Raw genomic sequence first — 20,141 nt, forward strand, 5'->3', positions numbered from 1 at the left:
CCAATCGGCTAATGGCGCGCGTTGCGCTCCTGTGCGATGCTGCGGCGTGCAGGACTTAGCCGCGCGCGGCCTTGACGGCTTTTACGCCCGTGCGAGTGGGCGGTCTGAACAGCTTGACGGTGCGAATCGCCTGGTCGTCGCTGCGCATCACTTCGAGTTTCATCTCGCCGATCTGAACGCATACGTCGCCATCGGGAATCTCTTCGAGTATTTCGAGAATCAACCCGTTGAGCGTCTTCGGTCCATCGGTCGGCAGCGTGAGATGCAACCAGCGGTTCAGTTCGCGCAGCGGCATGCTGCCCGCAACGATACATTCGCCTTTCTCGTTCCAACCGCCGCGCGAATTGGCGCTACGCGGAATCGAGGTAGTGAATTCGCCGATCAGCTCTTCGATGATGTCTTCCGGCGTGACCAGCCCCTGCAGTTCGCCGTATTCGTTGACGACCAGCGCCGTGCGGTGACGGCTCTCCTGGAAGTATTGCAGTTGCTGGAATACCGGCGTGCCGCTCGGCACGAAATACGGCTCGGCCAGCAACTCGCGCAGCGTCTCGCGCTCCAGTTCCTGGTTGTGCAGGGCAGCCAGTGTCTTGCGTACGTGCAGCACGCCGAGCACCCGGTCGATGTCGCCTTGATAGACGATCAGCTTGTTGTGATAACAGGTTTCCAGCTGATGCAGGATCTGTTCGAACGGCGCGTCGAAGTCGAGCGCTTCGATGCGGCGGCGCGGGATCATGACGTCGTCGACGGAAATGTTTTCGAGGTCGAACAGGTTCAGCAGAATGCTGCGGTGCTTGGTCGGCATGAAGCTGCCTGATTCGAGCACGATGGTGCGCAGCTCTTCAGTGGAAAGCCGTTGATCGTGCGCGCCTTTGGTATTGATATGCAGCACGCGCAAGATTGTGTTCGCGAACAGATTGACGAACCAGACGAGCGGCTTGCCGACCCGCATCATCGGTGCGATCAACAGGCTGGCGGGCAGCGCGATCTTTTCCGGGAACGTCGCGCCGACGATTTTTGGCGTGATTTCCGCGAACACGATGATCAGGAACGCGACGATGCCAGTCGCGATCGACAGCACAACGTTATTGCGGCCGAACGTATGCAGTGCGATCGAGGTGGTGAGCACCGGAATGATCGTGTTGAACAGATTGTTGCCGATCAGAACGACGCTCAACAGCTGGTCGGTGTGAGCCAGAAGACCCTGGGTGGTCTTCGCGCCGAGCGCATTCTGGTTAGCAAGGTGTTTCAGGCGATGGCGGTTGATCGCCATCATCGCCGTTTCGGAAATCGAAAAGAAGCTGGAGCAGATAAGCAGCAGAAAGACGGCGCCGATCTGCGCCCATAAGGGAAGTTGTTCCACGCGTTGTGAAGGATAGGGGAGGGGATGGAGAGAATATAGCAGAGGGGGCTGGGCTAACCGCCTGTGCGGATGGTCCTGGTCGCTTAAGACCGCTTAGGGCGAATGGCACACGAATGGCACACAACAGCATGCCGTTGACGAGGCGCGAAAAAACGCGACCCAAAACAAAAAACCGCCAAGCAAGCTGGGCGGTTTTTCGAGCCTTGAACCAACACGGCAAATCTGGTCGGGGTGAGAGGATTCGAACCTCCGGCCTCTACGTCCCGAACGTAGCGCTCTACCAGGCTAAGCTACACCCCGATCTGTACTGCTGGACTCTTACGGTGTTTCAGTCTCGTTCAAGACTGTCTTGCCGTCGAGTAAGAACATAATTCTAGCAGGCTATCTTTGAAAATGGAATCGGGAAATGAAGAAATTGCTGCAGCTGCTGCCAGCGCTTCCTGCTTCGCACACTCGAGCGTGTGATCCAGTGCGCCGGAGCGCGTGATCGCTTCGAAAATGGTGTCGAAACGGTCCGTGCCGCCTTGCTCGATGGCTTCTCGCGCGAGCGCCGACTGCTCAGGTGTGCCGCGTTCGATCAGATAAATGAGCGGGAGCGTGGGTTTGCCTTCGCGCAGATCGTCGCCGGCATTCTTCCCCATCGATTCAGCCGTGCCCGTGTAGTCGAGCCAGTCGTCCATGATCTGGAACGCGGTGCCGATACGGCGGCCAAATTCCGCCGCCGCGGCTTCCGTCTTTGCGTCCGACCCGGCCAGCACCGCGCCGAGTTGGGCGGCGGCTTCGAACAGCTTGGCCGTTTTGTAGCGGATCACCTGCATGTAGCGCGCTTCGTCCACGTCGGCGTCGTGCATGTTCAGCAACTGCAGCACTTCGCCCTCGGAGATGATGTTGGTCGCCTCCGACAGGATTTCCATCACGCGCATCTTGCCCACGCCGACCATCATCTGGAAGGAGCGGGAGTAGAGGAAGTCACCGACCAGGACGCTCGCGGCGTTGCCGAACAGCGCGTTGGCGGTCTGGCGGCCGCGCCGCAGGTCGGATTCGTCGACCACGTCGTCGTGCAGCAGCGTGGCCGTGTGGATGAATTCGACCACCGCGGCCAGTTCGTGGCGATGCCCGGTGGTTTCGCCCAGCGCACCCGCCATCAGCAGCAGCAGCGCGGGCCGTAGCCGCTTGCCGCCTGCGCTGATGATGTACTCGGAGATCTGATTGATCAGCATCACGTCGGACGCCAGACGGTGCCTTATGACGCGATTGACCTGCTGCATGTCTTCGGCAATCGGAGCGAGCAGGCTGGCGGCGTTGGAGGAGGGGGTGGCAGTCGACGACATGATGGCTGAGTTGGGTAGTGCCGCGAATTATAAGGCGAATCGCGACAGTTCCGGGTCGCAGGCTGCGGCACGGCGCGACGAAGACATTGACAGGGCCGCGTGCCGGGGCTGGACGGCAACGCGCCGGGCGGTGCGCGCGGCACCTCTCAATGAGTTTTGACCGAGTAGCTAACTCTATGTATAATCACGGGTTTCCGCGCGCGGTGCGTGGGAAAAATGAACACAGAGTGAGGTTCTCAATGTACGCGGTCATAAAAACCGGTGGCAAGCAGTATAAAGTTGCCGTCGGCGAAAAACTTAAAGTAGAACAGATACCGGCAGACATTGACGCTGAAATCACGCTCGACCAGGTTCTCGCAGTGGGCGAAGGCGAATCGATTAAGTTCGGTACGCCGCTGGTCAGTGGGGCTTCCGTCAAGGCTACCGTCGTGTCGCAAGGTCGTCACGCAAAAGTGACCATCTTCAAGATGCGTCGCCGGAAGCACTACCAGAAGCATGGCGGCCACCGCCAGAACTATACCGAACTGCGCATCGACGCGATCAACGCGTAAGCGCAACGGTTAAGGAGCAAATTAAATGGCACACAAAAAGGCAGGCGGATCATCCCGCAACGGCCGCGACTCTGAATCGAAGCGTCTCGGCGTCAAGGTTTACGGCGGTCAGGCCATCAACGCTGGCGGCATCATCGTGCGTCAACGTGGCACGCGTATGCACCCGGGCGAAAACGTCGGTATCGGCAAGGATCACACCTTGTTCGCGCTGACGGACGGCCACGTCAATTTCTCGACGAAGGGCGCAGCGAAGAAGCACATGGTCAACGTCGTCCCGGCAGCAGTCTGAGTTTAATCAGGCACGGGCTTCAGGACCGGAAAAGGCCCCGCGAAGTTCGCGGGGCCTTTTTTATTGCGGCGCTTTTCGCCTGAAGAATTGGCGGATCGAATCGCTTTGTCGGCGAGGTTAGCCGATTGGCTGATTGCTCACCGCACGGCGGGCGCGGCAAAATAGCATCATCTGAAAGCATCAACCCAGCAGCACCATCTAGCAGCACACCACGGGACGGAGTTACGCATGAAGTTCATTGACGAAGCGAGGATTGAAGTCATCGCCGGCGACGGAGGGGATGGCAGCGCGTCGATGCGCCGCGAGAAATTCGTTCCGTTCGGCGGCCCGGATGGCGGCGACGGCGGGCGAGGCGGCAGCGTGATTGCGGTCGCAGACCGCAACATCAACACGCTGATCGACTACCGCTACGCGAAAAAACATTTGGCGCGCAATGGCGAAAACGGCCGCGGCGCGGACTGCTACGGCAAGGGCGGCGACGACATCACGCTGCGCATGCCGGTCGGCACGACCATTTCCGATATGGAAACCGGCGAGCTGATCGCCGATTTGACCGAGCACAACCAGAGCGTGCAGATCGCGCAAGGCGGCGCGGGCGGTCTCGGTAACCTGCATTTCAAATCCAGTACGAACCGCGCGCCGCGTCAGAAAACCGACGGCAAGCCCGGCGAGCGCCGCATGGTGCGCCTTGAATTGAAGGTGCTGGCTGACGTCGGTCTGCTTGGCATGCCGAACGCCGGCAAGTCGACTTTCATCTCGTCGGTGTCGAACGCGCGGCCGAAGATCGCGGATTACCCGTTCACGACACTCGCGCCGAATCTCGGCGTGGTGCGTGTCGGGCCGAGCCGCAGCTTCGTGATCGCCGACATTCCTGGTTTGATCGAAGGCGCGGCGGAAGGCGCGGGTCTCGGTCACCAGTTCCTGCGTCACCTGCAGCGTACCGGCCTGCTGCTGCATATCGTCGACCTCGCACCGTTCGACGACGCCGTCGATCCGGTTGCGGAAGCCAAGGCGATCGTCAACGAGCTGCGCAAGTACGACGAGTTGCTGTATGAGAAACCGCGCTGGCTCGTGCTGAACAAGCTCGACATGGTGCCCGAAGACGAGCGTGAAGCGCGTGTGTCGGCATTCCTCGAAGACTACGGCTGGGACGGCCCGGTGTTCGAAATCTCGGCGCTGACCGGCCAAGGCTGCGAAAGTCTTTGCTACGCGATATATGACCACATCGCCGCGCACTCGGACGCGCAGCGCGCGGCCGAAGCCGAAGATCTCGCCGCTGATGTGCGTTTCCGCGAGAAGCCGGAAGCGCCGGCCGCTGCGCCGGACGACTCCAGCGTCGCCCCGCAGTAATAACAAGCTTGAGCGCCGGCGCCTGCAAGGGCCGCCGGCATGCATCACGCGTCATCTTGGGAGACCGCGCACAATGCGTTCCGTCATCGCAGATTCACGGCGATTGGTAGTGAAAGTCGGCTCGAGCCTCGTCACGAATGACGGGCGCGGCCTCGATCATGCTGCGATCGGCCGTTGGGCCGCTCAGATTGCCGCACTGCGCGCGCAAGGCAAGGAAGTGGTGCTGGTCAGTTCGGGCGCCATTGCCGAAGGGATGCAGCGGCTCGGCTGGACCAAGCGGCCACGTGAAATCGACGAATTGCAGGCGGCTGCGGCGGTCGGTCAAATGGGTCTCGCGCAAGTCTACGAAAGCCGCTTTGCCGAACATTCGATCCAGACCGCGCAGATTCTGCTGACTCACGCCGATCTGGCCGACCGCGAACGCTATCTGAACGCGCGCTCCACGTTGCTGACGCTGCTGCGTCTTGGCGTCGTGCCGATCATCAACGAGAACGACACGGTCGTCACCGACGAAATCAAGTTCGGTGACAACGACACGCTGGGCGCCTTGGTCGCGAATCTGATCGAAGGCGATGCGCTTGTGATCCTTACCGATCAGCAAGGGCTTTTTACTGCTGACCCGCGCAAGGATCCGAACGCCACGCTCGTTCAGCAGGCCGACGCCGGTGCGCCGGAACTCGAAGCCATGGCGGGCGGTGCAGGTTCGAGTCTGGGTCGTGGTGGCATGCTGACCAAGATTCTCGCGGCCAAACGTGCGGCGCACAGCGGCGCCAATACGGTCATCGCGAGCGGTCGTGAAGCGGACGTGTTGTCACGGCTGGCCTCGGGCGAGGCGATCGGCACGCAGTTGATCGCGCGCACCGCACGCATGGCGGCGCGCAAGCAATGGATGACCGATCACCTGCAGGTGCGTGGTCATGTCGTGATCGACGATGGCGCAGTCGAAAAGCTGACCGAAGGCGGCAAGAGCTTGCTGCCGATCGGCATCGTCGGGGTGCAAGGCGCGTTTGCGCGCGGCGAAGTGATCGCTTGCCTAAGCGCGGCAGGGCGTGAAGTGGCACGCGGCCTGACGAACTACAGCAGTGCGGAAACCAAGCTGATCCAGCGGCGTCCGAGCGGCGAGATTGAATCGGTGCTCGGCTACATGCTGGAGCCTGAGTTGATCCACCGCGACAATCTCGTGCTGGTCTGATTTCCGGACAAGGTACGCGCTACAAAGAAAAAAAGCCGTTCCAGCTCACGCTGGAACGGCTTTTTCACATCCGCGGCGGCTTCCAGATTCGAAGTGCGCTCGCGAAACGGGCTTAGTGAACCAGCGAGGTCTGCGTGCGCTTGTAGCGGATGTTCTCAGCAATCTGCTTCGCGTTGCCGATGGGCATCTTGTTCGCGCAGAAATAATCCTGATACAGCGCTGCCTGATAGGCGTTCAGCGCACCATTCTCGATGCGTCTGAAGTCGTTGGCGACGGTTTGGTCCCAGCCGTCGTGATCGGCGTTCAGCCCTGCGTACTGGCGCCATTCATACGTGTCGCAGCGAATCCCTTCGTAGTTCACGTTGCGCGCGCCGCTTGGGCTCGTCACTACCACTGTGTAGCGCACCACGCCGTCGGTGCCGACGCTCAGCGAGTTTCTATCGACCGCGAATTGCAACGGCGTGTTGCCGGAGACGTCGAAAGGAAGGAGATTCGAGTCTTGCGGCAGCGGCGGCAACGTGTCCACTTTGTTTTCCCCCCAGTTGGTCGGCCGGTCCAGCAGGTAGGCAAACGCGCTGTCGTCTTTATTGGTGGGTTTGCTGGCGCAACCGGCCAGCAGGGCGCCGGTGGCGACGCACGCCACGACGAGAGCAAGTGCTTTCAATATGGTTTCCTCGAAACACGGGTGCGGCTCATCGAGCCGCACCCGCAGAGGCGGCGTGGACAAGCCGCACAGAGTTGTTAATTGCGTACGCCAGGGCGGAACAGCGAGCCGGCGGTTTCGCGCTCCGATTCGTCTTCGTGTTCCGACTCGGAGCCAACCTCGGCTACCGACCCGGAGCCCGGACCGCAATCAGACACGATCGTCGTGTGAATCGACGTTGCGATGCTGAGTGTGGTCACCGAGGCGGTGACCGTCATCATCGTCGAATCCGGCGGACTTTCCATTGACGACGCTATCCGGGGATAGCGCGGCCCATGGTGCCCGCCAGGTTTTTCCGCACGCGGCGCAGCCCGGCGCATGAAACGGGATAGCTCCGTCAGCGCCAACTGATACACATCCCGCTTGAACTCGATCACACAGTCGAGGGGCACCCAGTACTCGTTCCAGCGCCACGCATCGAACTCAGGGTGGTCGGTGGCGCGCAAGCAGATGTCGCAATCGCGTCCAACCATCCGGAGCAAAAACCAGATTTGTTTCTGGCCGCGGTAGTGACCGCGTACTTCGCGCTTGATGAACTTGTCAGGCACCTCGTAACGCAACCAGTCGCGCGTGCGACCGATCACCTTGACGTGCTCAGGAAGCAGCCCGGTTTCTTCGTGTAACTCCCGATACATCGCTTGCACGGGGGTCTCTCCGTACTTGATGCCCCCTTGCGGAAACTGCCAGGAATGTTCACGGAGCCGTTTGCCCCAAAACACCTCGTTGTGCGCGTTCAAGAGGATGATGCCGACGTTCGGGCGAAAGCCTTCACGATCCAGCATACAACCACCTTCGAATCCTTTAAAATTGCTTTGATTATAAACAGATAACGGACCCGACGCACCGATTCGCACCAGATTGGAACGATTCGCCGCAAAACGCCCGCGTTTGCGGTAGCCTGTTAGTCTTTCCGTGCCTTATCCCTTGCTGCAAAGGCTTTGCGCGACGGCTTCAGCGCCGCGATCGGGCCGTTTTTGCCGGGGTTTTGCCTGGCGGGGTCCTGGTATACGCAGGGTGTTTGCCGGGTCTGAGCCGGGTTCTGACCAGAGTTTGGCCGGGTGTTCGGCGAATCCGTGCCGGCTCCAGGCCGGATCTGTGTCGATTTCCTCACCGTTTTCACCTTTCGGGCGGTCCCTCCGGAGCCGCCGCTTTTGGAAAATCTGAATGAAAGCTTCCCGTTTCTTTATCGGCACGCTGAAAGAAGCGCCTGCCGACGCCGAGATCGTCAGCCACAAGCTCATGGTGCGCGCCGGCATGATCCGCCGCGTCGCCGGTGGCATCTATAACTACCTGCCGGTCGGCCTGCGTTCGATCCGCAAGGTGGAAGCCATCGTGCGCGAAGAAATGAACCGGGCAGGTGCGATCGAACTGTTGATGCCGGCAGTGCAGCCGGCTGAGCTCTGGCAGGAATCGGGCCGTTGGGAAAAGTACGGCCCCGAGCTGCTGCGCTTCAAGGATCGCAAGCAATCCGATTTCGTGATCGGACCGACCCACGAAGAAGTGGTCACGGACATCGCGCGCGGTCAGATCAAGAGCTATCGCCAGTTGCCGGTGAACTTCTATCAGATCCAGACGAAGTTCCGCGACGAGATCCGTCCGCGTTTCGGCGTGATGCGCGGGCGCGAGTTCATCATGAAAGACGCGTACTCGTTCGACAAAGACGCGGAAGGCCTGCGCGAGTCGTATCGCAAGATGTACGACGCGTACGTGCGGATCTTCACGCGCCTTGGTCTGGATTTCCGCGCAGTGGCAGCGGACAACGGGTCGATCGGCGGCAGCGGCTCACATGAGTTCCACGTGATCGCCGACACCGGTGAAGACGCGATCGCCTATTGCCCGACCTCGGATTTCGCAGCGAACGTTGAAGCGGCTGAAGCTTTGCCGCTTTACACGGAACGTGCGGCACCGACCGAGGAAATGAAGAAGACCGCAACGCCGGGCAAAGCAAAGTGCGAGGCGGTGGCTGAGCTGCTGAACATCCCGCTCGAGCGCACGATCAAGTCGATCATCCTCGCCACGGAAAACGAAGGCGCTGAACCGACTATCTGGTTGCTGATGCTGCGCGGCGATCACGAGCTGAACGAGATCAAGGCAAGCAAGCTGCCGGGTCTGGCGGACTTCCGCATGGCGACCGAAGCCGAGATCATCGAGACCTTCGGCACGCCGCCGGGTTACCTCGGCCCGATCAACACGAAGAAGCCGATCAAGGTCGTCGCGGATCGCACGGTCGCGAACATGAGCGACTTCGTGGTGGGTACGAACGAAGTGGATTTCCACACCACCGGCGTGAACTGGGGCCGCGATCTGCCGGAGCCGGTCGTCGCCGATATCCGCAATGTGAAGAAGGGCGATCCGTCGCCGGACGGCAAGGGCGTGATCGAAATCTGCCGCGGCATCGAAGTCGGCCACGTGTTCCAGCTTGGCAAGAAGTATTCGGAAGCAATGAACGCGACCTGCCTCGACGAGACCGGCAAGTCGCAGCCGATGGAAATGGGCTGCTACGGCATCGGCGTCACGCGTATTCTGGGCGCGGCGATCGAACAGAATTTCGACGACAAGGGCATCATCTGGCCGGAATCGATCGCTCCGTTCGAGGTTGTGCTGTGCCCGATGGGTTACGACCGCAGCGAAGCGGTGCGTGAGCAGGCCGACAAGCTGTATGCGGAGTTGGTCGAAGCGGGCATCGACGTGATCCTCGACGACCGCGGCGAACGCCCGGGCGTGATGTTCGCCGACTGGGAGCTGATCGGGGTGCCGCATCGTCTGGTGATCGGCGATCGTGGTCTCAAGGACGGCAAGCTTGAGTATCAGGGCCGCCGCGACGCTGAAGCCACGCTGCTGCCGGTCGACGACGCCGCGCAAACGGTGATCGGTAAAGTTCGCGCCGCGTTGGCGCAGTAAGCGGAGCGGACGGTGGAGTACACCTTCCTGTCCGCGACCATCCTGCTGATTCTGATCACCGACCCGCTCGGCAACATTCCGCTCTTCATCAGTTGCTTGCGGGGTGTGTCGCCGAAGCGGCGCACGGTCGTCATTCTCCGTGAGGTGGCGATCGCTTTCGCGATCCTGCTGGTCTTCATGGTGGTCGGCGACGGCTTTCTGCGCATGATGAGTCTGACCGACCAGTCGTTGCGCATCGGCGGCGGGATCGTGCTGTTTCTGATCGCGCTCAGAATGGTGTTCCCGCATCCGGATGGTCCGTTCGGCGGTGACACGCGGGGTGGCGAGCCGCTCATCGTGCCGCTCGCGATTCCGGCGCTGGCGGGCCCGTCCGCGCTTGCCACGGTGATGCTGCTGACGTCGCAGGCGCCCGGCAGGATGTTCGAGTGGATCGGCGCGCTGACCGTCACGATGATCGTCTGCGCGATCGTGCTGATGCTGGCGGAGCGCATCCAGGCGTGGCTCGGCGAGCGCGCGATGATGGCCTTCGAGCGCTTGATGGGGCTGGTGCTGGTGGCGATCTCCGTCGAAATGATGCTCGGTGGTATCCGGTCTTTTGTGCATCAACTTTGAGTGAGACCCCGTGCGGGTTTCAACACTCAACCCGGCAGTGCGTCGGTGTTATCACCCGCCTGACAAACAAAAAAGCAGCCCGCGGGCTGCTTTTTTTACGCCGATGCGCGCCGTAAATGGCGCGGCTGGAACAACAAGGCTCAGGCGCCCTCGGTCAACGCCCGAATGGTCGGCAGGTTGCGCCAGTAGCCTTTGGCGTCCATCCCGCAACCGAACACGTAGCGGTCCGGCACTTCGAAGCCACAGTAATCCGGACGCAGCGGCTTGGCCTTCGGAATGATCTTCTCGCACAGCACCGCGCTCAGGAAGCGCTTCGCGCCCATCGCGAGAATGCGGTCGCGGATCGCGGCCATCGTCTCGCCTTCGTCGAGGATGTCGTCGAGCACCAGCACGACGCGATCCTTCACCGACTCAGCCGGCGCCACGCGCCACTGCATCTCGTTGCCGCCCTTGGTGGTGTTGCGATAGCGGGTGAGGTGGATGTAGTCGAACTCGAGCGGGAAATCGAGGTGCGGCAGCAGCATGCCGGTGAACACCGCCGCGCCACCCATCACCGACAGCACGAGCGGGAAGTCCTCGCTCATCTCGTCGCGGATGGCGGCAGCCATGCCGCTGATCGACGCGTTGACGTCGTTGGCCGAAACGATTTCTTCGGAGTGGCTATAGATGTGGAGAGCTTCTTCGCGGTTCATGACGTCTGACGGGCGGTAACTGTATACATAGTGTGGGTGAGAACGCCCCGAAGGAAGTCCTCTTGGAGGACGGCGGTGTGCGGTACAGAATAAACCCGTATCAATCCGGAGTCAGCCGCGCGTGCCGTTGTTCATGCACGGAACCACGCGCGCTGCCGTCTTGCTAAAGCTTAGCGCATGCCGGGCATCATGCCCTTCATGCCGCGCATCATCTTCTGCAGATTGCCGCCCTTCAGCTTCTTCATCATCGTGCGCATCTGGTCGTACTGATTCAGCATGCGGTTGACTTCCTGCACCTGCACACCCGCGCCAGCGGCAATGCGGCGCTTGCGGGTGGCCTTGATCAGGTCGGGCTTGGCGCGTTCCAGCGGCGTCATCGAATTGATGATGCCTTCCATGCGGCGCATCTGTTTTTCCGCCTGGCCCATGTCGGCGCCGGCGGCGGCCTGCTGGAACTGGGCCGGCAATTTGTCCATGAGCGACGACAGGCCGCCCATGCCCTTCATCTGGGTCAACTGCGCGCGGAAATCGTTGAGATCGAAGTCGCCACCTTTCTTGACCTTGTCGGCGAGCTTCTGCGCGGCCTGAACGTCCACGCCGCGTTGCGCTTCTTCGACGAGGGCGAGAATATCGCCCATGCCGAGAATCCGGTTCGCCATACGATCCGGATAGAAGACTTCGAGACCATCGAGCTTTTCGGCGACACCGACGAACTTGATCGGCTTGCCCGTCACGTGACGCACGGAGAGCGCGGCACCGCCGCGCGAGTCGCCGTCGAGCTTGGTCAGGACCACGCCGGTGAGCGGCAATGCGTCGCTAAAGGCCTTCGCGGTGTTGACGGCATCCTGACCGAGCATCGCGTCGACCACGAACAGCGTTTCTGCCGGCTTCAGCGTGCTGTGCAGCGCGGTGATTTCGGCCATCATCGCTTCGTCGATACCCAGACGGCCGGCCGTGTCGACCAGCAGCACGTCGTGGTAGTGGCGCTTGGCCCAATCCACCGCGGCGATCGCGATATCGACCGGCTTCTGATCCGGCTCCGACGGGAAGAAGTCCGCGCCGACCTGCTCGGTCACCATCTTCAACTGCGCAATAGCAGCCGGGCGGTAAACGTCGCACGAAACGGTCAGGACCTTCTTCTTGTATTTTTCGCGCAGGAGCTTGGCGAGCTTGCCGACCGTAGTCGTCTTACCGGCGCCTTGCAGACCCGCCATCAGGATGACGGCCGGCGGCGTGACGGCGAGATTGAGCTCGACCGCTTTGCCTTCATAGTCGCCGCCAATGATCGCGGTCAGCTCGCGCTGCACCACGCCGACCAGCGCCTGGCCCGGCGACAGGCTGCTGATGACCTCCTCGCCGAGCGCCTTTTCCTTCACCTTGGCGATGAACTCGCGCACGACGGGCAGCGCCACGTCCGCCTCGAGGAGCGCGAGGCGCACTTCGCGCAGCATTTCCTGGGTGTTCGCCTCGGTGAGCCGGGCTTCGCCGCGCAGCGTCTTGACGACGCGCGCCATCCGTTGAGTCAGATTGTCGAGCATGGGGAGCGATGAACAGTGCGGCCGGAGCGGGGCGCGAAGCGGGACACGTCGCGGAGCAGGGGCCTAGTGTAAACTTCGAATATGGATATTGTACTGTATGCCCTCACTGCGCTCCTCTACGGCGGTCTTGCCGTGGCCGGCTGGCGCTCGCACCGGCACGCCGCCGTGCGCCCCATGCTCGAGAGCGTGCCGCCGGTGCCCGTTGCCACGGGCCTGCCGGCCTCATCGGCCGCCTCGGGCATGAGCACCTCCGGCCGCGCGCTGCTGTTCGTCGCGCTGCTCGCGCACGGCGTGCTGCTGCATACGACCATCTTTCCCCAGAACGCGATGGTGTTCGGTTTCGCGTTCGCGTTGTCGGCGATGTTCTGGCTCGGCGCCGGCATCTACTGGATCGAGAGCTTTTTCTTTCCACTCGACGGCCTTCGCCTGCTGGTGTTGCCGCTCGCCTGCGTCGCTTCCTTATTGCCGCTGGGGTTTGGCGGCGTGCGCGTGCTGCCGTATTCGGCCGCGCCGATGTTCAAGCTGCACTTCCTGATCGCCAATATCGCGTATGGTTTGTTCGCGATCGCGGCGCTGCACGCGATTCTGATGCTGCTGGTCGAGCGGCGTCTGCACGCAATGCGCGGCGGCATGTCGCAACGGAATGCGGCTGCGGCGGGCAACGGCTGGTTGTCGAGCTGGCTCGATACCTTGCCGCCGCTGCTGACGCTGGAAAAGTTGTTGTTCCGTCTGATCGGCGCGGGCTTCGTGCTGCTCACGCTGACCTTGGTGTCGGGCATCCTGTTCAGCGAGCAACTGGTCGACCGCGCATTGCGGCTCGATCACAAGACTGTGTTCGCGATTCTTTCCTGGGTGATGTTCGGCGCGCTGCTGACCGCGCGCAAGGTTTCCGGCTGGCGCGGCCGTGCGGCATTGCGCTGGGTGCTGGCGTCGTTCGTCGCGCTGCTGCTGGCGTACGTCGGCAGCCGTTTTGTATTCGAGGTGCTGTTGCACCGTGCTGTAGTGTGAGTGTCCTGCTATGCGACAATTTTTTCTGCTGATCCTGTTGTTCATCGTTGGCCAGTGGCTGGTCAAGGCGCTGCGTCGTCATGACGCGCAAGCGTCGCAACGCACGGGTGCCGGGGCGAATGGCGCCGCGGGTGCCGGTGGTGCGCAAGGCGCGAACGGCGGGGCGCGTGGGCCCAATGCGCCGCAAGCGCCGCCGCAGCTCGCCGAGCCGATGATCCGTTGTACCGAGTGCGGCGTGCACGCGCCGAAGAGCGACTCCGTGGTGGTGGCGGGGCAGCCGTTCTGCAGCGCCGCGCACGCGCAGCGTCACGGCGCGCGTCCGACGGGCCGCGACGCTCGATGAGCGTCGAGTTCGCCGTCGATGCCGACGGTTGGGTTGCCGCCGCACGCAAACTGCCATCGCCGAATTTCGAAGCGCGGCCCGAAGGGGCGGTGCCGACGCTGATCGTCGTCCACAACATCAGCCTGCCGCCGAACGAGTTCGGCGGCACGGCGATCGCCGAACTGTTCCTGAACACACTCGACTGCGAAGCTCACCCGTACTACGACACGCATTTGCGCGGCCTGCGGGTGTCGGCGCATTTCGTGATCCACCGCGACGGCGCGCTCGAGCAATTTGTGTCCTGCAACGAGCGGGCATGGCATGCCGGCCCGTCGAATTTTTTCGGCCGCGAGCGCTGCAACGATTTCTCGATCGGTATCGAGCTGGAGGGCAGTGACACCACTGCTTTCGAGGCGGAGCAATACCGCACGCTCGGTGCACTTGTGACGGCGCTCAAGGCTCGCTATCCGGTCGAGGGGCTTGCCGGCCACTCTGACATCGCCCCCGGCCGCAAGACCGATCCAGGGCCCCATTTCGAGTGGCAGCGTCTGCAGCGCGACACCGCGTTGGCGGATCAGTACTTCCCCTATCTCAAGTTTTCCCAAACCCCGTAACGGCCCTTCGCGCGACTTCGCGTGATGCGAGGAGAACAAGGCGCCGCCTTGTTCTCCGGGGAGTCGGCTTCGCGCCGCGCTATGCAAAAGTCAAGACTTCGAAAGCAAATAAATCGATTTGACCTGTCTTGAAACTACACTATACTTGGTGCCATAAATTCAGTTTCGCACTATATCTTGTGTCCGGTGTGTATAACTCTGTGCATAACTGAGTGCATAAGTTATGCGGCGCCCCGCTCTCGAGCATGGCGCCGCAAGCATTCCAGACAGCGAAAAACAATTCCTGCGGCGCGGCTGCTAGAGAGTCGGCAGCGTCCAGAAACATTCAGGGAAAGGGCACAGCAAGTGATCGCGACACATAGCGTGAAGACCGTTTTCAATTCGAACCAGGCTTCATCGCTGTCGCATCCCGCCACCCGGCTCAGCCGGCCTTTTTCCTGCACCCCATCGCTTGCGCACGCGGCGGCGCAGCGTTCGTTTTAATCCGCGGCTTTCTCCGCAACATTTCCAAGACCAGGAGCTTTGCACATGCAAACCACCGACAACGTGACGACCCGGTATGAGGGCTCACCGACTGGCCAGGCCTTCGGCCAGGCACAAGGCGCTCAAGCGCTCGCGCCGCAAGTGACCTACGCCGACTACAAGGTGATCCGTCGCAACGGCAGCGTGGTGTCGTTCGAACCGTCGAAAATCGCCATCGCCGTGACGAAGGCATTTCTGGCCGTCAACGGTGGTCAAGGCGCGGCGTCGGCTCGCGTGCGCGAACTGGTCGAGCAACTCACGCAGAACGTGGTGCGCGCACTCGTGCGCAGCCGTCCGAACGGCGGCACGTTCCATATCGAAGACATCCAGGATCAGGTCGAACTCGCGCTGATGCGCGGTGGCGAGCACAACGTCGCGCGTGCCTACGTGCTGTATCGCGAGAAGCGCACCCAGGCGCGCGGTCATGACGACCAGATCGTCGCCAGCACGCCGGGTCTGAACGTCACGGACAACGGCGTGACGCGTCCGCTCGACATGGCTGCGCTGCGCGGCATCATCGAACTGGCTTGCTCGAACCTGGGCGACGCCGTGAATGCCGATCCGATCATCGCGGAAACGGTGAAGAATCTGTACGACGGCGTGCCGATGGGCCAGGTCTACGACTCGGCGATTCTGGCTGCCCGCACGATGATCGAAAAGGACCCGGCATACAGCCAGGTCACCGCACGCATCCTGCTGCACACGATCCGCCGCGAGATCCTCGAAGAGGAAGTCACGCAAACGGAAATGGCTGACCGCTATGCCGAGTACTTCCCGCAGTTCATCAAGCGCGGCATCGGCGCCGGCCTGCTCGACGACAAGCTCCAGCAGTTCGACCTGAAGCGCCTGGGCGCCGCGCTCGACAACAGCCGCGACCTGCAGTTCGGCTACCTCGGTCTGCAAACGCTGTATGACCGCTACTTCCTGCATCACGACGGCGTACGTATCGAAATGCCGCAGGCATTCTTTATGCGTGTCGCAATGGGCCTGTCGCTGAACGAGATCGACCGCGAAGCGCGCGCCATCGAGTTCTACAACATCCTGTCGAGCTTCGACTTCATGTCGTCCACGCCGACGCTGTTCAACTCGGGCACGCATCGCTCGCAACTGTCGTCGTGCTACCTGACGACGGTGGACGACGACCTCGACGGCATCTATGAAGCGCTGAAGGAAAACGCGCTGCTGTCGAAGTTCGCCGGCGGTCTGGGCAACGACTGGACGCGCGTGCGTGCACTCGGTTCGCACATCAAGGGCACCAACGGCAAGTCGCAAGGCGTCGTGCCGTTCCTGAAGGTGGTCAACGACACGGCAGTGGCCGTGAACCAGGGCGGCAAGCGCAAGGGCGCGGTCTGCGCGTACCTGGAAACGTGGCACCTGGACATCGAAGAATTCCTGGAGCTACGTAAGAACACCGGCGACGACCGTCGTCGCACGCACGACATGAACACGGCGAACTGGATTCCCGACCTGTTCATGAAGCGCGTGCACGAAGGCGGCGACTGGACGCTGTTCTCGCCGTCCACCTGCCCGGATCTGCACGACAAGTTCGGCGCTGAATTCGAAACGGCTTACACGGCTTACGAAGACAAGGTCGCGCGCGGCGAGATCAAGCTGTTCAAGAAGCTCCCGGCGGCGCAACTGTGGCGCAAGATGTTGGGCATGCTGTTCGAAACCGGCCACCCGTGGATCACGTTCAAGGATCCGTGCAATGTGCGCTCGCCGCAACAGCACGTCGGTGTCGTCCACTCGTCGAACCTGTGCACGGAAATCACCCTGAACACCAGCGACGCCGAAATCGCCGTCTGCAACCTGGGCTCGGTGAACCTCGTCGCCCACCTGAAGGAACAGGCCGACGGCACGCTGGCGCTCGACCACGACAAGCTCAAGCGCACCATCAGCGTGGCAATGCGCATGCTCGACAACGTGATCGACATCAACTACTACGCGGTTGCCAAGGCACGTAACTCGAATCTGAAGCACCGTCCGGTCGGCATGGGCATCATGGGCTTCCAGGACTGCCTGCACCTGCTGCGTACGCCGTACGCGTCGCAAGAAGCGGTCGCGTTCGCCGATACGTCGATGGAAGCGGTCTGCTACTACGCCTACTACGCGTCGACGGAACTGGCGCAGGAACGCGGCCGTTACTCCAGCTACCGTGGCTCGCTGTGGGATCGCGGCATCCTCCCGCAAGACTCGGTGAAGCTGCTGGCCGAAGCGCGCGGCGGCTATGTCGAAGTCGATTCGAGCGAATCGATGGACTGGAGCGAACTGCGTTCGCGCATCGCCACCTACGGCATGCGCAACTCGAACTGCGTCGCGATCGCGCCGACGGCGACGATCTCGAACATCATCGGCGTGTCGGCCTGTATCGAACCGACGTTCCAGAACCTGTATGTGAAGTCGAATCTGTCGGGCGAATTCACGGTGGTCAACGACTACCTGGTGCGCGACCTGAAGGAACGCGGTCTGTGGGACGAAGTGATGGTCGCCGACCTGAAGTACTTCGACGGCACGCTGTCGCGCATCGACCGCATCCCGGCCGACCTGCGCGCGATCTACGCGACCGCGTTTGAACTCGATCCGGTGTGGCTGGTCGAGGCGGCTTCGCGTCGTCAGAAGTGGATCGACCAGGCGCAGTCGCTGAACATCTACATGGGCGGCGCGTCGGGTAAGAAGCTCGACGAGATCTACAAGCTCGCATGGGTGCGCGGCCTGAAGACGACCTACTACCTCCGCACGATGGCGGCGACGCACGTCGAGAAGTCGACGGTGGCGCACGGTCAACTGAACGCGGTGAGTTCGGGCGGTGGCGAAGGTTCGGGTGGCGCGGCAGGTGGCGCAGCGGGTGGCTTCGGCGCGAACGGAGGCGGCGCAACGCCGGGCGGCTTTCAGGCTGCAGCGGCCACGTCAGCAGTCGTCGAAGCAGCGCCGGAAGCGGATGGTCCGGTGTGCATGATGCGTCCGGGTGATCCTGGTTTCGACGAGTGCGAGGCTTGCCAGTAAGAGCCTGACAAATTGCCAGGCGAGCGAAGCAGGTAGCAGGATCGCCGCTTGCTAAACGGGTGTAGGTAAAGACCCGCATGCAGCGATCAGCGAGCCTGGTAGAAGTGATGCAAACGTGAAGTAGATGAGCGGCGCGGCGAAACGAAATCGACGTTGCGCCGCTCGTCGAAAAGCAGCGAAGCACGGCAAGCAACTGAAGTCGTGAAGCGGTAGGTAAGCGGTAAGCAAGTGATAGATGACGCAGTCAGCAGTCGGCAGCACAGACGAAGCGCTCGACATGAAGCGCTCAGCAAACGCTCCGGTCGATGGTCGATCGACGCAGCCGGTCAGATGCATCGCTCGACATTGCATTGAACTTCACCTCGCTAGCGCTGACGGACAGGGAACCGCGAGGCACCCACACGAGGCAAATGCCACGTCAGCGAGACAGCAGGAAGCAATCGCAAAACGCCTCAAGCACGCTCCGCAATACAGATAGATAGAGCAGCGAAACGTCGCTTCGACACGTTGCTCTTCGAGCTCGTGAAGCACCTCGACGACACACGTTCAACACGCTTCACTTGAGGCGACACACACAGTCTGTTGAACAAAGTGTTGTATGAACGTAGCAACGCGAATCGAAAACAGGATTTTTCATCAGCGAACTCTTTTATCGCTCGTGAAAAGATGGTACAAACCGTTCTAAATTGATGGTGACATTTATGCTCAACTGGGATGACGAGATCACTGCCGTAACTCCCTCGAGCGCTACGCAACAGAATGTGTTGCGCAACGCTGCGGGATCGGCTGTCGGTTCGCAAGTCGGAACGCGTTCCGCTCCTCACGCTCCCTCGGACCGAAACGTCTTCGCGTCTCAAGACGTTTTCGAAAAAGGCATTGCCGCTGCTCACGCTGCCGGAACGGCTGCGGTTTCCGAAGCGCGGGTCAATGTCGCCGACAAGCGCATCATCAACGGCCAGACCGACGTCAATCAGTTGGTGCCGTTCAAATACAAGTGGGCCTGGGAAAAGTATCTGGCGGGTTGCGCCAACCACTGGATGCCGCAAGAAGTGAACATGTCGCGCGACATCGCCCTCTGGAAAGACCCGAACGGTCTGACCGAAGACGAGCGCCGCATCGTCAAGCGCAACCTGGGCTTCTTCGTGACGGCTGACTCCCTCGCCGCCAACAACATTGTGCTGGGCACCTATCGCCACATCACGGCGCCCGAATGCCGCCAGTTCCTGCTGCGCCAGGCGTTCGAAGAGGCGATCCACACGCACGCTTACCAGTACATCGTCGAATCGCTGGGCCTCGACGAAGGCGAAATCTTCAACGCGTATCACGAGGTTGCCTCGATCCGCGCGAAAGACGAATTCCTGATTCCGTACATCAACGTGCTGACCGATCCGGGCTTCAAGACCGGCACGCTCGAGACCGACCAGACGCTGCTGCGCTCGCTGATCGTGTTCGCCTGTGTGATGGAAGGCCTGTTCTTCTACGTCGGCTTTACGCAAATCCTGGCGCTGGGTCGTCAGAACAAGATGACCGGCGCGGCGGAACAGTACCAATACATCCTGCGCGACGAGTCGATGCACTGCAATTTCGGCATCGACCTGATCAACCAGATCAAACTCGAAAACCCGCAACTCTGGACGGCTGAGTTCCGCGCGGAAATCCGCGAGATCTTCCAGCAAGCGGTCGAACTTGAATATCGTTACGCAGAAGATACGATGCCGCGCGGGGTGCTCGGCCTCAATGCGTCGATGTTCAAGAGCTATCTGCGCTTCATCTGCAACCGCCGTTGCCAGCAGATCGGTCTCGATCCGCTGTACCCGAACGAGGAAAACCCGTTCCCGTGGATGAGCGAGATGATCGACCTGAAGAAGGAACGCAACTTCTTCGAGACGCGAGTGATCGAATATCAGACTGGCGGCGCGCTGACCTGGGAGTGATCCGGGTTCGTGTCGCAGATGCATTCATTTTGGGGATGCCGGCAGGCTTCGGCCGCGGCAATTTAGTTAGGAGCAGAACCGCCTGATGCAAATTGTGCCCGGTGCGCCGCGTGCCTTCGCGGCCCACAAACATGGCTGGCACTTTGCGAACCCTTCAGTGGGCTGGGCAAACTTCCCCCCGGAAAAAGCCGCTGGCGTTAGCGCCGGTGGCCCGATCAA

17 protein-coding genes and 1 tRNA gene are annotated in these 20,141 nt (G+C 61.4%); 11 read left to right on the forward strand and 7 right to left on the reverse strand.

Going from position 1 to position 20,141, the window contains the following annotated elements; translation table 11 throughout:
• Positions 1-55: 55 nt before the first annotated feature.
• The 3 genes from PQQ96_RS26235 to PQQ96_RS26245 all read right to left on the reverse strand — a co-directional run bounded on the left by PQQ96_RS26235 (position 56) and on the right by PQQ96_RS26245 (position 2,691).
• A complete protein-coding gene (locus PQQ96_RS26235) occupies positions 56-1,360 on the reverse strand; it encodes an HlyC/CorC family transporter (RefSeq protein ID WP_408298088.1) in 1,305 nt (434 codons plus the stop codon).
• Positions 1,361-1,583: 223 nt separating this feature from the next.
• Positions 1,584-1,660 (reverse strand) — tRNA-Pro (locus PQQ96_RS26240).
• A gap of 38 nt (positions 1,661-1,698) precedes the next feature.
• Positions 1,699-2,691, reverse strand: a complete 993-nt coding sequence (locus PQQ96_RS26245; RefSeq protein WP_063497393.1) for a polyprenyl synthetase family protein — start codon at positions 2,689-2,691, stop codon at positions 1,699-1,701.
• A 239-nt stretch (positions 2,692-2,930) separates the two neighbouring features.
• Between PQQ96_RS26245 and rplU the strand changes: the two genes are divergently transcribed.
• The 4 genes from rplU (at position 2,931) to proB (ending at position 6,073) form a co-directional block, all read left to right on the forward strand.
• Positions 2,931-3,242, forward strand: a complete 312-nt coding sequence (gene rplU, locus PQQ96_RS26250; protein ID WP_007180329.1) for a 50S ribosomal protein L21 — start codon at positions 2,931-2,933, stop codon at positions 3,240-3,242.
• Positions 3,243-3,267: 25 nt separating this feature from the next.
• Positions 3,268-3,531, forward strand: coding sequence for a 50S ribosomal protein L27 (gene rpmA, locus PQQ96_RS26255; protein ID WP_007180330.1), 264 nt, complete (start codon positions 3,268-3,270; stop codon positions 3,529-3,531).
• A gap of 228 nt (positions 3,532-3,759) precedes the next feature.
• On the forward strand, positions 3,760-4,881 hold the full coding sequence (gene cgtA / locus PQQ96_RS26260) for an Obg family GTPase CgtA (RefSeq protein WP_408298090.1): 1,122 nt from the start codon (positions 3,760-3,762) through the stop codon (positions 4,879-4,881).
• Positions 4,882-4,954: 73 nt separating this feature from the next.
• On the forward strand, positions 4,955-6,073 hold the full coding sequence (proB, locus tag PQQ96_RS26265; protein WP_172308761.1) for a glutamate 5-kinase: 1,119 nt from the start codon (positions 4,955-4,957) through the stop codon (positions 6,071-6,073).
• A gap of 112 nt (positions 6,074-6,185) precedes the next feature.
• On the opposite strand, the gene PQQ96_RS26270 is transcribed toward proB, so the two are convergent.
• Entirely contained in the window at positions 6,186-6,737 is a 552-nt protein-coding gene (locus PQQ96_RS26270) for a CNP1-like family protein (protein WP_408298093.1), read from the reverse strand.
• A gap of 77 nt (positions 6,738-6,814) precedes the next feature.
• Positions 6,815-7,558 carry an RNA pyrophosphohydrolase gene (locus tag PQQ96_RS26275; RefSeq protein ID WP_408298095.1) on the reverse strand — a complete coding sequence of 248 codons (744 nt, stop codon included), beginning with the start codon at positions 7,556-7,558 and terminating at the stop codon, positions 6,815-6,817.
• A gap of 382 nt (positions 7,559-7,940) precedes the next feature.
• Between PQQ96_RS26275 and PQQ96_RS26280 the strand changes: the two genes are divergently transcribed.
• Together PQQ96_RS26280 and PQQ96_RS26285 are read left to right on the forward strand one after the other, a co-directional pair.
• Positions 7,941-9,677, forward strand: coding sequence for a proline--tRNA ligase (locus tag PQQ96_RS26280; protein WP_408298097.1), 1,737 nt, complete (start codon positions 7,941-7,943; stop codon positions 9,675-9,677).
• A gap of 12 nt (positions 9,678-9,689) precedes the next feature.
• On the forward strand, positions 9,690-10,289 hold the full coding sequence (locus tag PQQ96_RS26285; RefSeq protein ID WP_408298099.1) for a MarC family protein: 600 nt from the start codon (positions 9,690-9,692) through the stop codon (positions 10,287-10,289).
• 140 nt (positions 10,290-10,429) lie between these two features.
• Here the strand turns inward: PQQ96_RS26285 and PQQ96_RS26290 are convergent, their stop codons facing one another.
• Together PQQ96_RS26290 and ffh are read right to left on the reverse strand one after the other, a co-directional pair.
• Entirely contained in the window at positions 10,430-10,981 is a 552-nt protein-coding gene (locus PQQ96_RS26290) for a hypoxanthine-guanine phosphoribosyltransferase (RefSeq protein ID WP_074282154.1), read from the reverse strand.
• A 170-nt stretch (positions 10,982-11,151) separates the two neighbouring features.
• A complete protein-coding gene (gene ffh / locus PQQ96_RS26295; RefSeq protein ID WP_074282155.1) occupies positions 11,152-12,519 on the reverse strand; it encodes a signal recognition particle protein in 1,368 nt (455 codons plus the stop codon).
• An 81-nt stretch (positions 12,520-12,600) separates the two neighbouring features.
• Here ffh and PQQ96_RS26300 point away from each other — a divergent pair, with 81 nt between their 5' ends.
• From PQQ96_RS26300 to PQQ96_RS26320, 5 genes are all read left to right on the forward strand, one after another.
• Positions 12,601-13,527 carry a cytochrome C assembly family protein gene (locus PQQ96_RS26300; protein ID WP_408298101.1) on the forward strand — a complete coding sequence of 309 codons (927 nt, stop codon included), beginning with the start codon at positions 12,601-12,603 and terminating at the stop codon, positions 13,525-13,527.
• A gap of 10 nt (positions 13,528-13,537) precedes the next feature.
• Entirely contained in the window at positions 13,538-13,870 is a 333-nt protein-coding gene (locus PQQ96_RS26305) for a PP0621 family protein (RefSeq protein ID WP_408298103.1), read from the forward strand.
• On the forward strand, positions 13,867-14,463 hold the full coding sequence (gene ampD, locus PQQ96_RS26310; protein WP_408298105.1) for a 1,6-anhydro-N-acetylmuramyl-L-alanine amidase AmpD: 597 nt from the start codon (positions 13,867-13,869) through the stop codon (positions 14,461-14,463). Before PQQ96_RS26305 ends, ampD begins: the two co-directional genes overlap by 4 nt.
• 528 nt (positions 14,464-14,991) lie before the next feature.
• The gene (locus tag PQQ96_RS26315; RefSeq protein WP_408298107.1) at positions 14,992-17,988 is read left to right on the forward strand and encodes a ribonucleoside-diphosphate reductase subunit alpha; all 2,997 of its coding nucleotides are present in this window, start codon (positions 14,992-14,994) and stop codon (positions 17,986-17,988) included.
• A 701-nt stretch (positions 17,989-18,689) separates the two neighbouring features.
• On the forward strand, positions 18,690-19,922 hold the full coding sequence (locus tag PQQ96_RS26320) for a ribonucleotide-diphosphate reductase subunit beta (RefSeq protein WP_074282160.1): 1,233 nt from the start codon (positions 18,690-18,692) through the stop codon (positions 19,920-19,922).
• The last annotated feature ends 219 nt before the right edge of the window (positions 19,923-20,141 follow it).

The sequence above is a fragment of the Paraburkholderia sediminicola genome (assembly GCF_046027825.1).
Classification (GTDB): domain Bacteria; phylum Pseudomonadota; class Gammaproteobacteria; order Burkholderiales; family Burkholderiaceae; genus Paraburkholderia; species Paraburkholderia sediminicola_D.

Coding starts and splice junctions, on each gene's coding strand:
- PQQ96_RS26320 (WP_074282160.1), top strand. CDS start 18,690: ATGCTCAACTGGGATGACGAGATCACTGCCGTAACTCCCTCGAGCGCT.
- proB (WP_172308761.1), top strand. CDS start 4,955: ATGCGTTCCGTCATCGCAGATTCACGGCGATTGGTAGTGAAAGTCGGC.
- rplU (WP_007180329.1), top strand. CDS start 2,931: ATGTACGCGGTCATAAAAACCGGTGGCAAGCAGTATAAAGTTGCCGTC.
- cgtA (WP_408298090.1), top strand. CDS start 3,760: ATGAAGTTCATTGACGAAGCGAGGATTGAAGTCATCGCCGGCGACGGA.
- PQQ96_RS26245 (WP_063497393.1), bottom strand. CDS start 2,691: ATGTCGTCGACTGCCACCCCCTCCTCCAACGCCGCCAGCCTGCTCGCT.
- ampD (WP_408298105.1), top strand. CDS start 13,867: ATGAGCGTCGAGTTCGCCGTCGATGCCGACGGTTGGGTTGCCGCCGCA.
- rpmA (WP_007180330.1), top strand. CDS start 3,268: ATGGCACACAAAAAGGCAGGCGGATCATCCCGCAACGGCCGCGACTCT.
- PQQ96_RS26280 (WP_408298097.1), top strand. CDS start 7,941: ATGAAAGCTTCCCGTTTCTTTATCGGCACGCTGAAAGAAGCGCCTGCC.
- ffh (WP_074282155.1), bottom strand. CDS start 12,519: ATGCTCGACAATCTGACTCAACGGATGGCGCGCGTCGTCAAGACGCTG.
- PQQ96_RS26305 (WP_408298103.1), top strand. CDS start 13,538: ATGCGACAATTTTTTCTGCTGATCCTGTTGTTCATCGTTGGCCAGTGG.
- PQQ96_RS26275 (WP_408298095.1), bottom strand. CDS start 7,558: ATGCTGGATCGTGAAGGCTTTCGCCCGAACGTCGGCATCATCCTCTTG.
- PQQ96_RS26315 (WP_408298107.1), top strand. CDS start 14,992: ATGCAAACCACCGACAACGTGACGACCCGGTATGAGGGCTCACCGACT.
- PQQ96_RS26300 (WP_408298101.1), top strand. CDS start 12,601: ATGGATATTGTACTGTATGCCCTCACTGCGCTCCTCTACGGCGGTCTT.
- PQQ96_RS26290 (WP_074282154.1), bottom strand. CDS start 10,981: ATGAACCGCGAAGAAGCTCTCCACATCTATAGCCACTCCGAAGAAATC.